At 55.4% G+C, this 13,291-nt stretch carries 8 protein-coding genes and 1 pseudogene; 5 read left to right on the forward strand and 4 right to left on the reverse strand.

The window, feature by feature from the left end:
• Window positions 1-30 precede the first annotated feature (30 nt).
• Complete coding sequence (locus K6R05_RS19085) at window positions 31-759, forward strand: DJ-1/PfpI family protein (protein WP_222925514.1); 729 nt, start codon at window positions 31-33, stop codon at window positions 757-759.
• On the opposite strand, the pseudogene K6R05_RS19090 reads toward K6R05_RS19085, so the two are convergent.
• The 3 genes and pseudogenes from K6R05_RS19090 to K6R05_RS19100 form a co-directional block, all read right to left on the reverse strand.
• Window positions 709-1,674 (reverse strand): annotated as a pseudogene (locus tag K6R05_RS19090) (acyltransferase family protein). The gene K6R05_RS19085 and the pseudogene K6R05_RS19090 sit on opposite strands and share 51 nt — an antisense overlap.
• On the reverse strand, window positions 1,667-4,729 hold the full coding sequence (locus K6R05_RS19095; protein ID WP_222925515.1) for an efflux RND transporter permease subunit: 3,063 nt from the start codon (window positions 4,727-4,729) through the stop codon (window positions 1,667-1,669). The pseudogene K6R05_RS19090 and the gene K6R05_RS19095 overlap by 8 nt, the downstream one beginning before the upstream one ends.
• The gene (locus tag K6R05_RS19100; RefSeq protein WP_222925516.1) at window positions 4,729-5,817 is read right to left on the reverse strand and encodes an efflux RND transporter periplasmic adaptor subunit; all 1,089 of its coding nucleotides are present in this window, start codon (window positions 5,815-5,817) and stop codon (window positions 4,729-4,731) included. Before K6R05_RS19100 ends, K6R05_RS19095 begins: the two co-directional genes overlap by 1 nt.
• A gap of 514 nt (window positions 5,818-6,331) precedes the next feature.
• Here K6R05_RS19100 and K6R05_RS19105 point away from each other — a divergent pair.
• Complete coding sequence (locus K6R05_RS19105) at window positions 6,332-9,061, forward strand: cation-transporting P-type ATPase (RefSeq protein ID WP_222925517.1); 2,730 nt, start codon at window positions 6,332-6,334, stop codon at window positions 9,059-9,061.
• On the opposite strand, the gene K6R05_RS19110 is transcribed toward K6R05_RS19105, so the two are convergent.
• The gene (locus tag K6R05_RS19110) at window positions 9,050-10,081 is read right to left on the reverse strand and encodes an AI-2E family transporter (RefSeq protein WP_222925518.1); all 1,032 of its coding nucleotides are present in this window, start codon (window positions 10,079-10,081) and stop codon (window positions 9,050-9,052) included. The genes K6R05_RS19105 and K6R05_RS19110 overlap by 12 nt on opposite strands.
• Window positions 10,082-10,281: 200 nt before the next feature.
• Here K6R05_RS19110 and K6R05_RS19115 point away from each other — a divergent pair, with 200 nt between their 5' ends.
• The 3 genes from K6R05_RS19115 (at window position 10,282) to K6R05_RS19125 (ending at window position 13,275) form a co-directional block, all read left to right on the forward strand.
• Window positions 10,282-10,896 (forward strand): TetR/AcrR family transcriptional regulator, encoded by a 615-nt coding sequence (locus tag K6R05_RS19115; RefSeq protein WP_222925519.1) that lies wholly within the window; start codon window positions 10,282-10,284, stop codon window positions 10,894-10,896.
• Between the two features lie 50 nt (window positions 10,897-10,946).
• On the forward strand, window positions 10,947-11,846 hold the full coding sequence (locus K6R05_RS19120) for an alpha/beta fold hydrolase (RefSeq protein ID WP_222925520.1): 900 nt from the start codon (window positions 10,947-10,949) through the stop codon (window positions 11,844-11,846).
• A 241-nt stretch (window positions 11,847-12,087) separates the two neighbouring features.
• Window positions 12,088-13,275 carry a M20 metallopeptidase family protein gene (locus K6R05_RS19125; RefSeq protein ID WP_222925521.1) on the forward strand — a complete coding sequence of 396 codons (1,188 nt, stop codon included), beginning with the start codon at window positions 12,088-12,090 and terminating at the stop codon, window positions 13,273-13,275.
• Window positions 13,276-13,291 lie beyond the last annotated feature (16 nt).

Here is a 13,291-nt window from a genome sequence, read left to right on the forward strand (position 1 = left end):
TGGTCACTCATCACCCGCCGGAGTTTACGCATGAATCGTCCGCTACAGATTGGTCTGTTACTTTTCCCTGATGTTACCCAGCTCGATTTAACCGGCCCGTGGGAGGTATTTGCACGCACGCCCGGCGTGGAGTGCCATCTGATCTGGAAAAATCGTCAGCCGGTACGCTCCGATCGCGGCCTGTCGATATTACCGACTACCACCTTTGACGATTGTCCATTACTGGATGTGATCTGCGTACCGGGCGGGCCAGGACAGATTGCCCTGATGTCGGATGATGAAACGCTGAATTTTCTGCGACGGCAGGCTGACCAGGCGCAATGGGTCACTTCGGTCTGTACCGGTTCGCTGGTGCTGGGCGCTGCCGGATTGCTGAAAGGATACCGAGCGACCTCACACTGGAGTTCCATCGATCAACTAGCTTTGCTGGGCGCGGAGCCAGTGAATCAGCGGGTGGTGCGTGACCGCAACCGTATCAGCGGCGCAGGCGTCACCTCCGGCATCGATTTTGCCCTGACGCTGGTGGCGGAAATCGCAGGAGACGCCGTCGCCAGAGCCGTTCAGCTGCAGATGGAATATGACCCCGAACCACCGTTTTCCTCCGGCTCGCCGCAGACCGCGCCGCCCGCGGAGGTGGCGCAGGCACGGGCGAAAATGGCTGAGTTCATTGCTACGCGCCGTGCAGCAACTGAGCGGGCCGCGCGGCGACTACAGGCTGATCAGCTTACGGACGCCGGGGATGCGCAACAGCAGAAGTGACAGCGCCATCGAGATGATCAGCGTCAGGGCGATGACCAGCAGTTTATCGCCCAGAGTTTGAATGCGGATAGCGGCTGCCAGCACACCAAAAATCAGGTAATGCAGGATATAAACACCGGTCATGGTCTTGCCGAGTGTGGTCAGAAATGAGGTCAGCCATTGGGCTTTATCCGGCAGCCGGATAGCGTTAATGCTGATCACGATCAGCACCACCAGCAGATAAACCTGTGAGCCGGTCAGCACCACATCATTGTGGGTCGCCAGAAAGCGCGCGATAAAGTAATAGCGCTCATACAGCCAGGTAAAGAGATACACCGCGGGCAGCAGTAGAAGGCTCACCTTTATGACTCTGGGTGATGTCAGTAACTGCATCACCCGTGGCGCAGCCATCAGTCGGCCCGTAAGGTAATAAAGTACTCAGGTCCAGATTCGGTACTGTGGCAGCAGCGAAAAGGCCCGCTGGTCCGGATAGAGGCTGGCGAGCAGGTCATAAGCAAAGGCCAGCACCAGCAACAATAAAATCCCTGCTGCCATTGCGCCAGGCCGCTGAATCAGCCAGTCGATTAGCGGATGCGAGATGTAAATGACAATCAGTGCAATCACAAACCACGGCTGGATCAGGTAGCCTTTGTGGTGCATCCCGGCAAACCAGAAAAAGCTGAACCAGAAGATAAAAATCAGCATAATGCGGCGAATTTTGCCAAGCTGCCATGCGGGTGTGTGCAGCTCGCCCGCGTCGAGATAGCCGCTCAGCAGAAAATAGAGCGGCGTAGCAATGGTCGAGATAAAACTCAGCACATTCAGCGTCAGATTAACGTCGTAATGGTAGCTGTCGTAACTCTGATACAGCGTGAAAAACGACACGGCGGTGATGCAGGCCAGCGTCTTCAGCATTGCCAGCCCGGTCTTATTCACCGTGCGCCTCCCGTCCGTGGAAGCAGCGATAGATCACCGGCAGCACCAGCAGGGTCAGCACCGTTGCAAATCCCAGACCAAAAATAATCACCACCGCCATGCTCTGGAAGAAAACGTCGCGCAACAGCGGCAGCAGGCCCAGTACGGTAGTAAAGGCCGTCAGCAGGATAGGGCGGAGGCGCGACGTCGCCGCATCAATAATCGCGAGCTGCAACGGCTTCTCCTGCCGGAACAGCCGGATCTCCTCAATCAGCACGATCCCGTTGCGGAGCAACATCCCTGACAGGCTGAGCAGCCCGATCAGCGCCATAAAGCCAAAGGGAATACCGGTGATCAAAAAGCCACAGGTCACACCAATCATCGCCAGCGGCACGGTGATCCAGATTGCGACGGCGTCACGCAGCGAGTTGAACATCAGCACGGTAATGATGAACATGGCCAGAAATCCTACCGGCAGCGAACTCAGCAGACCACTTTGTGCTTCTCGTGAGCTCTCAAGTTCGCCACCCCAATCCAGTCGATAGCCCGCCGGGAGTTTAAGCTGATCGATCTGCGGCTGAACCCGTGCTACTACCTGCGCGGACGTTAAGCCTGAGGCGGGATCGGGATCCGTCTGCACCGTCATCACGCGCGTACGGTCACGACGCATAATCAGCGGGTTCTCCCACTCCAGCCGGAAGTCAGAAATCACATTGCTCAGCGGCACAAAGTGCTGCAGGGCAGCGCTCCAGAGCTGAATGTTTTCGATGTGATCAACACTCTGCCGCTCTTCATCAGCCGGATAGAGCATCACCGGCATCAGCCGCGATCCGTCCCGGAAAATGCCCACGGCATCGCCGCTGAAATTCATTCTCAGCGCCTGATCGATATCGCGCTTATCAATGCCCAGCTCCTGACCACGCAGTGCCGAATAGACCGGGCGGATCACTTTGCTGCGCTCCTGCCAGTCATTACGTACCGGGAACGTCGATCCATCCGCCAGAAAAATCGCATCCAGCTGGCTGCCGATGTGACGCAGCACTTCCGGATCCGGGCCGGTTACTCTCAGGGCAATCGCGCTGTCACTGGCGCTGCCAAACTGAATGCGCTTGATGCGCTGATTCACCTGCGGGAAGTTCTGCTGAATATAATGCTCGGTCTTCAGCGCCAGTGCATCCAGCTGCCGGGCATCCTTAACCCGCACCATAATCTGTGCGAAGTTGCTGTACTGGCGCGCCGCGTCATAGGTCAGGGTAAAACGCAGTGCACCCTGACCCACTGTAGTCACCGTTGCCGTAACAGCCGGATCCTGATTAATAAACCGGGCTATTTCCCCCGCAGTATCTGCGGTGTAGTGAATATCGGTGCCATAGGGCAGCCAGAGATCGGTAAAAAAGACCGGCGTGCTGGATGAGGGGAAAAAGTTCTGCTTCACCAGAGTAAAGCCATACAGCGACAGTGCCAGCAGCGCGATCATCGTCGCCAGCGTGATCAAGCGAAAACGCAAAAGGCCGCCCAGCGCCTGGCGGTAGAGCCGAAAAACGATGCCCTGGTAAGGATCGGAGAGGTCAGTTTTGGCGGGCTTCGCTGCGCCACGACGTTTCTCGCTCCAGTTAATAAATACCGGGGTCAGTGTCAGCGCGGTTACCCAGCTCAGCATCAGCGAAATCAGCAGCACCTGGAACAGCGATTTACAATATTCGCCGGTTGAGTCCTGCGACAGGCCAATCGGTGCGAAGGCAAGTATCGCGATAATCGTGGCACCCAGCAGGGGCAGGGCTGTACGGCGTACCATGCGGGAAATCGCCTGCTGTAAAGGATGTCCGCGCTGATGATCGATCTTCACCCCTTCGACGACGACGATGGCATTATCCACCAGCATGCTGAGCGAAATAATCAGCGCGCCCAGCGATACCCGCTGCAGTTCCAGTTTAAACAGGTACATGATCAGTAGTGTGCCGAGCACGTTAAGTGCCAGTGATGCGGCAATCACCATGCCGCTGCGCAGGCCCATAAACAGCAGCAGCGTTCCCACTACAATTGCCAACGCCATCAGAAAGTTGAGGATAAAGCCATCAACAGACTGTTTCACCTCGTGCGCCTGATTGTAGAACACCTTCAGGCTGATCCCGGCGGGGGTATCCTGCTGATAGTGCGCTATCCGGGCGGAGAGCGCGTCGCCAACATCAATCACGTTGACGCCAGGCGCAAACGAAATGCCGATTGCCAGTGCCGCTTCACCATCGGCAAAGTAGATATTGGCCGGGTTATCGGTCACGCCACGTGTCAGGGTGGCGATATCGCGCAGATGCACGTTCTGCGCGCTGCCCGCAGGCAGAATGGGCAGATTCGCCAGGTCGTCGAGTGTCTTTAGCTCGCCGGTAGGGTGAAAACGGATGGATTCGCTATCGACCCGCAGCGTGCCGGCACTGGCAACACTGTTATTCCGGTTCAGCAGATCGGCGATGCGCTGCGGCGTCATACCATAGGCGGTCATTTTGCTGGCGGAAAGGGCAATGCGGACCTCCTCCTGCTCAACGCCCGCTACCGCGACTTTCGCCACGCCCGGCACCAGTACGAGATCGCGCCGCAGCTGATCGGCATAGTTACGCAGTTCGCTGTTCGTAAAGTCTTTGCCGTGGATAACGAAGAAATAGCCATACACATCGCCGAAGTCGTCGTTCACCAGTGGAGCCTGCACGCCTGGAGGAAACTGCCGGGCCGCATCGCCGACGCGGCGACGTAGCTCATCCCAGATTTGCGGCAGCTGATCGGCAAGATAGCGGGTGTGGATATTGACGGTAATCTGCGACAAGCCGTTGCCTGAAATAGACGTGACATTGTCCAGTGATGGCAGGCGCTGCAGCGCATTCTCCAGCGGCAGGGTCACCTCTTCTTCGACCTGCTGGGCTGACGCGCCAGGATAGTGGGTGACAATCACCGCCGACTTGATGGTAAACAGCGGATCCTCAAGGCGGCCAATGTTCAGCAGGGCATAAATGCCGCCCACGCCCAGCAGCAGAATAACCATCCAGATGCGAATGGGTTTATCAAGAAAGTGCTCCTGAATACGCATTATAACCCCCGCTCACGCTGCCAGATGCGCACCGCTTCACCGTCACGCAGCTCACCCACACCGGCAGCAACAATGCGGTCGCCCGGCTGCAGCCCGCTGATAATTTCAATGCCCTGCGCGGTAAGACGACCTACTTCGACGGGGCGATCTTTAATGCGCAGAGCCTCGCCATCCTGCTCAACCAGCCAGACGTGCGGCTGATTAGTGGGGCTGCGATCGGGATTGAACACCGCAGCCGCCGGTACCACCAGCCGCGGCTGCGCTGGGGCATTCGGCAGGTTATGCAGCTTAACGCGCACTGAGCCGCTAAGGCCGGCAACGCCAGGCAGATCATCGGGACGCAGCATGGTCAGCACCACCTGGTACGTCAGCGTGGCAGCGTCGGTCTGGCTGGTGTGCTCTTTATATTGCGCGTTGAAAAAGCGGCCTGGCAGGGCGTTAAACTGCACCTCCGGCTGATAGTGAATATTCTGGATGTCCAGGCTGGTAAAGAGGGTTTCAGGCAGCGTGAAGATAACATCGAGCAGATCGGCCCGGGTCAGCAGCGCAATCGGCTGTCCGGCGGCTACGACCTGATGATTACGCGCCTGTACTCTGGCAATCACCCCATCAAACGGCGCGCGCAGGGTCAGGAACTGTAACTCTTCCTGCGCGATTTTCAGTGCGGTAGCGGCGGCATCACGGTTAGCACGCTGCACATCCATTTCCGATTTTGAAACGGCGCTGCGCTGGGCCAGCGTGTTAAAGCGCTGAAATTGCCGCTCCGCCAGCTGTAGCGCGGTCTGACGATCGCGCACCCGTAGTGTCGCATCCGTGTCGTTCAGGGTGGCAATAATTTGACCCGCTTTCACGGGCATTCCGTCACGGATGTCGAGCTGTACCAGCTGGCCCGCCCTTTTGAAAGCCAGGTCGGTATTATCTCCAGCCTGAATACGGGCAGGAAATACCCGAATATTCTGCGCAATGTCCGGCTCAAGGGTAAAAACTTTTATTACGCGGGGTGGTGGCGCGTCCGGTTCTTTTTTTTCATCGCACGCTGTCATAAATAAGCAACAGAGAAAAACAGGAATAACCTTGCGTTTAATCATTTTATTCGCCTTAACATCAGCTATTTCACTGCGGTTTAATAAGCGTTAAGGCGTCATTAGCCTGGTGCTTATCGCCACCGGGATAAAAATATTTTTTAATATTCGTAATCTTATTTTAACGAGACGGCAGGGCCGCTTCGCCTGGATCGGGTTACGCTGCCATATGAGAGACCACCAGCCAGGTCAGTAAGCCGACTAATGTGGTTGCGGTGACCGCGAGAATAACGAAACCGCAAAGCATGATAATGCTCTGTTTTTTCATCAGAGTTTCCTTTTGCGAGCCAGAGTACAAGCCGAAGCACACTGCATCAGCATACTTAAACCTTACCTAAACAAAAACAACGTTGTTATTCTCATAATATAGGTTAGATTTAATTTAGCCATTTTATGTTATTCATCAGACGTTTCTTACCTAAATATGATATCGGTCATTACCGGCGGGAGCGGCTCCCCGCAAAATGCATGTCTTTTAATTGCGCCTTTAATTCATCGCTAAATGGCACGAGGTTTATATATGCTAAATAATGATAAGCAGGATAAAGCGTTAGCTTTATCTGAGCGCCCCTGGTATCAGCGTAGTGTAGTCGAGATATTTTCTGACCTGCAAAGCTCTCCAGCAGGATTATCGACTGCTGACGCACAGGAACGTCTGCATAAACAGGGGCCAAACGCGCTGCCGCAAAAAGCGGATAAATCAGCGCTGCTCAAATTTATCGCCCATTTTAAAGATGTGCTGATTTATATTCTGCTGGCCGCAGCGGTGATCACCGCGCTTATGGGCCACTGGGTTGATACCTTTGTCATTATCGGCGTGGCCGTTATCAATGCCCTAATCGGCTTTATTCAGGAGAGCAATGCCGAGAAATCGCTGAAAAGCATTCAGAACATGCTCGCCAGTGAAGCGATGCTGGTGCGGGACGGCAAACAGGTCACCGTCGCAACACGCGATATTGTGGTCGGTGACGTGGTGATGTTACGACCCGGCGACAAAATCCCGGCTGACCTGAGACTGTTTGAAGTTAATAACCTGCGGGTTGAAGAGGCGATACTTACCGGCGAATCAACGGTGGTGTCGAAGAAAATCGACACGCTGAGCGGTGAAAAATCGCTGGGGGACCGTCTGAATCTGGCGTTTTCGGGCACCACAGTCAGTTCCGGCACCGCCTCAGGTGTGGTCATCGCCAGTGGGGGTGACACGGAACTGGGCCATATCAACGAAATGATCAGCGGCATAAAAGAGGCTAAAACCCCGCTGCTGGTGCAGATTGACAAACTGGGTAAAGCGATCTTTTTCATCATCCTGCTGATGATGGTCGCTCTGTTTATCTTCGGTTACCTGCTGCGTGACATTCCATTGGGTGAGCTGTCTCTTTCCGTGATCAGCCTGGCGGTTGCGGCCGTGCCGGAAGGTCTTCCCGCTATCATCTCCATCATCCTGTCGCTGGGCGTGCAGTCGATGGCGCGCACTAAAGCGATTATCCGTAAGCTGCCGACTGTCGAAACACTGGGCGCGATGTCCGTGATCTGTTCCGATAAAACCGGCACGCTCACCATGAATGAGATGACGGTGAAAGCCGTAGTGCTGGCGAAGAGCCGCTGGCGCGTCAGCGGAAACAGCTATGAACCCAAAGGGGAGATTGTTGCTGAGCAGGGCGACGCAAGTGGACTCTCTGCGGCCCAGGATCCGCTGTTTCAGCAGTTCCTGCATGCGGTAGACACCTGTAATGAAAGCCAGCTGCGTCAGGAAAGTCAGGGTCACTGGACGATTGTTGGCGGCCCGACTGAAGGCGCGCTGAAGGTGCTGGCGGCGAAGGGCCAGACGACACCTCAGCCGGTTGAGGTGGTGAGCAAGCTGCCGTTCGATTCCCTCTATAAATATATGGCGGTCAGTTGTGTTGCCAGCGGCGAATCTTATGTGCTGCTGACCGGTGCGCCAGATGTACTGCTGACGCTGTGTCAGCAGCAGCAAACACCGGAGGGCGCCGAGCCGATTGATCGCGCTTACTGGGATGCCGCCATCACCACTTACGCCAGCGAAGGGCTGCGCACCGTAGCCGCCGCCTGGAAGCGAACATCTGCACCCGTTACCGCGCTGGACCATGCCGATCTGAAAAGTGACATGGTGCTGCTGGGTCTTGCCTGCATGATGGATCCCCCACGCCCGGAAGCGATTGCCGCCATCGACGAGTGTCAGAAAGCGGGTATTCGCGTCAAAATGATCACCGGCGACCATCAGGAAACCGCGATGGCGATTGGTCAGATGCTGGGTATTGGCAACAGTCAGGCCGCCATCACCGGCTACCAGCTTGAACACATGAGCGATGCCGAACTGGCCGACGCCGCAAAAACCTATGACATCTTCGCCCGAACCAGCCCGGAACATAAACTGCGTCTGGTGAAAGCGCTGGAAGCGAGCGGTGAGATCGTCGGCATGACCGGCGACGGTGTGAATGACGCACCGGCGCTGAAACAGGCCAACGTCGGCATTGCGATGGGCATCAAAGGCACCGAGGTGACAAAAGAGGCGGCCGATATGATTCTGGCCGACGATAACTTCGCCACTATCGCTGCGGCGGTGAAAGAAGGACGTCGCGTTTACGACAACCTCAGGAAAACCATTCTGTTTATCATGCCAACAAACCTGGCGCAGGGCCTGCTGATTATTATCGCGATTCTGATGGGCAATCTGCTGCCGTTGACTCCGGTACAGATCCTGTGGATGAACATGGCGACGTCGGCCACGCTGTCGTTTGGTCTGGCGTTTGAACCTGCTGAAGCCAATGCGATGCGCCGGCCACCGCGTAATGTGAAAGCGCATGTAATGAATGCTTATGCTATCTGGCGCGTGGTGTTTGTCGGCCTGCTAATCTCCATCAGTGCCTTTGTGCTGGAGGCCTGGCTGCAACCGCGCGGCTACAGCGCTGAGTTTATCCGCACCGTCCTCCTGCAGATGCTGGTCACCGCGCAGTGGGCTTACATGCTTAACTGCCGTAATTCTGATGGCTTCTCACTGGATCGCGGTCTGCTGAAAAACCGCGGAATCTGGCTGGTGACGCTGGTACTGATTGTTCTTCAGGCGATCATTATCTATGTGCCATTAATGAATACGCTGTTTGGTACGCGCCCACTGCCAATTAACTACTGGCTGATTTCGCTAATTGTCAGCATCGCGATCTTCATTGTGGTTGAGATTGAGAAACGCCTCACCCGCGCATGGCGGGTGAAGACGGCGTCACTGAGTTAACTCTGACTCCGGGTCCTGCTGCGGATTGCTCGCCAGCAGGACCTTCTTAATCAGATAGGTCAGAGGAATAGCCAGTATCCCGCCCGTAATCCCCAGTAATGCCTGCCAGAAGAGAAACGCCAGCAGCTGTGTGGTGAGCGCCAGATTGAGTCGTTTACCAATCAGCAGAGGTTCAATCACCGAACTCAGGCAGAGGTTCAGCACCATAAAGAAGCCTGAGACCGCCAGCGCAACCTGTAAATCAAACATGATGTAGCTCTGGATCACTGGCGGAATTGCGGCCAGGAAAGAACCCAGCACCGGCACGTAGTTAAAAATAAACATTAACACGCCCCAGAAAAAGGCAAACTTCAGTCCGATCAGGTGTGCACCTAAACCCACGATGATCCCGCCAAGAATACTGGTCAATGTTTTCACCCTGGCATAAACAATAACGCTCTCAATTCCCTCCTGCAGCGCCAGATAAAAGGCCTGATTTTTTCCGCTGACCCGCTGCTGAAGCGCCGCTTTCAGCAGCGGCATCTCATAGAGCATGAACAGCAGCATCAGGAACACCATGATCCACCAGGAGATGACGCCGGGAATTTGCGTCAGAAATGCAGTGACGATGCGCACTATTGCCCCCGCATCCACAAAGGTCAGCAACTGGTCGGGCGTCATACCGATATCGAGCCGGGCAAAGGCCAGCGTCAGCTGTTCAAGCCGGGCCGCCAGCAGCACGGGCGCCTGGCGGCTGAGCTGCATCAAATCGGGGGTCAGCACGGTTAACTTGAGGATAGTGACCACCATGATCAACAGCATCAGCATAATCATCAGTAGTGACGAGACGATGCGCGGTATGCGTTTGTTTTCCAGCCGGGTAATCAGGGGATCAAGCATGATGGCCAGTAACATCGCCAGCAGAACCTGATTGATCAGCGGTGCTGCCAGATAAAGGCCGGTGAGAATAATGGTCAGACAGGCGAGGATAAACAGCACGCGTGCCAGTGGCGGCCAGAGGGTGAACCAGCTCATTCCCATGATTGGGCTCCTTCAGCAAAGATAAGCTGCAGTATAGATGAGGCTTAAGCTTCAGTGCCTTGCGTCAGGTCAGAGGGGGGAGGGGCTGGAGAAAGGTTATGAAATGCGTATCAGCGTCATAATGCATTGTTTAGCTGCTGGGAAAAAGATTTTCATTGCGGGACAAATCAGTCTATCTTAAAGGAAATGATCATTCTCTAATGGTGTTTGCGATGAACGATAACCGTTTTAAAGAGCGGGGACGACCGCGGGCGTTTGATACCGATGCGGCACTGGACAGCGCAATGCTGGTATTCCGGCAAAAGGGCTATCACGCCACCTCGATAGGCGATTTGGGCCAGGCAATGCAACTCACTACCGGCAGCATCTATAAAGCTTTTACCGACAAGCGCACGCTGTTTGCAAGCGTCTTTGCTCGCTATCTCTCAAAGCGTAACAGCAGTTTAGCCGCGCGGCTGGCGCAATGTGAAAATGGCCGTGAGAAACTGGCGGCGCTACTCAATTTTTATGTGGATTCAGTGCGCGATGTCGAAGGTGAGCGCGGCTGTCTGGTCGCTGTCAGCGCCGTGGAGCTGCAAACTCTGGATGAGGAACTTGCCGGAGCCGTCAGCGCGGCGCTAATACGCAACCAGCAGAATCTGCAGCAGATAATCAGCCTGGGTCAGCAGGATGGTTCGATCAATCCCGCACTGGACAGAGAGGCCACCGCTTCGTTAATGCTTTGCATCGTGCTGGGGATGCGGGTAGCCGGTAAAGTTGCTGCGACCCGGCCCGATGCAAGCATCATCCCCCTGGCGCTGAAATTACTCGACTAAATTTTTTATTCATTAAGGAAGTGATCGTTTCCTTATTTTCCGGAGGTTTTATGCACGTATATCCACTCTACCAGCACCACTTCATTAATATTGACGCGCAGCGGCTGCACTACCTCAGCGCAGGCAGTGAACACGCTGAGGCTGTGGTTTTGCTCGCGGGTTTCCCGCAAAGCAGTTATGCCTGGCGGGAGGTTATTCCCTTGCTTGCCAGCCGCTTTCACGTGATCGCACCCGACCTGCCAGGGCAGGGTGATTCTGACTTTCCAGCCAGTGGTTACGACACTGACAGCGTGGCAGAGCGCATACTGGCGCTGCTGGACCAGCTGGGTATCGAACGCTTTCATCTGGCCGGGCATGATATCGGGGCGTGGGTCGCCTGGTCACTGGCGGCAGGCCATCCCGAAAAGGTCAGGCGTCTCGCGCTGCTGGATGGCGGCATTCCCGGCATCACACTGCCTGACTTACTGCCAATGGTGGGTGATAGCGCCTGGAAAACCTGGCATTTTGGATTTCACTGTGTGGATGATTTACCGGAAGCGCTGATCACTGGCAGAGAGGCGATCTACCTGGACTGGTTTTTTAACCGTAAGTCAGCTAATCCACATCGCATCGATGCGGCAGCCCGTCGTGAATATCTGCGCGTTTTTCAGCAGCCCGGAGCCTTGCGGGCCGGACTGGCTTTTTACCGCGCTTTTGCACAGTCGGCAGAGCAGAATCGACAGCGCGCGTTAACAGGCAAACTGGCTTTACCGCTGCTGGCTGTCAGTGCCGACCAGGGATCGATACCCGATATGGCCACCCCGCTGCGCACCGTAGCGCATCAGGTAAGCAGTGAAACTGTTCTCAACTGCGGCCATTTTATTCCCGACGAACAACCCGAGAAATTAGCGGAAATACTGGCAGACTTCTTTGTTCCCTCTCCGGATAAAAGCGCAATATCACCTCAGTGACAGTAGGGAAAGTAATGTCGTGTGGCGGATTATTAATATTATTGCTGATCCGCTGTTATCTCATACAGGTTTCCAATAAATAACACTATCTTATTGATTTTTAAGCATGTAGAGCAGGCTGTTGCGCGTTGCTTTCTGTCGCGTGCTGTGAATAAATAAACGGTCATCAACGTCCGCCATCAGGATAAGATTAAAATAGCGGTCGGCAGCAAAGTGCCGATCGCATATTGCCGGGGCTGCTATGAATCAGGAAAAAGCACGACTGGCCGGGGAAATAAAAGCCAGAGTTAATGAACTTGAATCGCAGTTAGTGGCGATTCGACGTGATATCCATGCGCATCCGGAATTAGGCTTTGATACGCTGCGTACCGCCAGCCTGGTCACAGAGTATCTGCAGGCGCTGGGACTCAATCCCCGCACCGGCGTTGGTCGCAGCGGTGTTGTGGTGGATATCGACGGCGCAGAGCCGGGTAAGACGCTGCTGTTGCGCGCCGACATGGACGCGTTGCCAATCCATGAGCAGACCGGTTTACCGTTTGCCAGCCGCTATCCCGGAAAAATGCATGCCTGTGGGCATGATATTCACACCGCAACGATGCTGGGTGTGGCAACGATCCTGCCGCACTATCGTCAGCAGCTCAAAGGCCGGGTCCGGCTGATATTCCAGCCCGCGGAGGAGACGCCAGAAAGTGGCGCTGAGGCGATGATTGCGGACGGCGCGGCAGATGGCATCGACTGGGCCGTGACCCTGCATAACAAGCCTGAACTGGCTGCGGGGGACGTCGCCCTGACGCGCGGGGCCAGCACCGCCTCCAGTGATGAATTCGACGTTACGGTACATGGCGTATCGACCCACGCGGCACGTCCTCACATGGGCACCGATCCGATTATCGCGACCGTGCATCTCATCAGCCAGCTACAGACCCTCATCTCACGTGAACGCGATCCCGCTTACTCCGCCGTACTAACCATCGGGCACATTCAGGGTGGTACCACCCACAATATCATTCCCGATAGCTGCCTGTTTCAGGGCACCATCCGGACTAAGTCGCCGGAAGTACGCGCTGCTATGGAAGCCTCGTTTAAACGGATGTGCGAAGGGGTGGCGCTGGCGCAAAACGTACGGGTGGAGGTTAACTTCCAGCGCGGCGTGCCGCCTCTGATGAATGACGATCGTTTGATCGATTCACTGGAACAGATTCTGTCGCATCAGTTTGATAAGCCCATCATTGCGCAGCCCAGCGCCAGCTTTGGTGCCGAAGATTTTTCACTGTTCACGGAACGGGTACCGGGCTGCCAGATTCATATTGGATCGGCCACGCCGGGCCGTGACGATCACCTGCATAACTCCGACTATCAGCCGGACGAACGCAGCATTACCGCCGGGACGCAGGCGCTGACCCGCCTTGCAATTGATTTACTCTCTTAATAATAAATAAATGAGG

The organism is Pantoea alfalfae (genome assembly GCF_019880205.1).
GTDB lineage: Bacteria > Pseudomonadota > Gammaproteobacteria > Enterobacterales > Enterobacteriaceae > Pantoea > Pantoea alfalfae.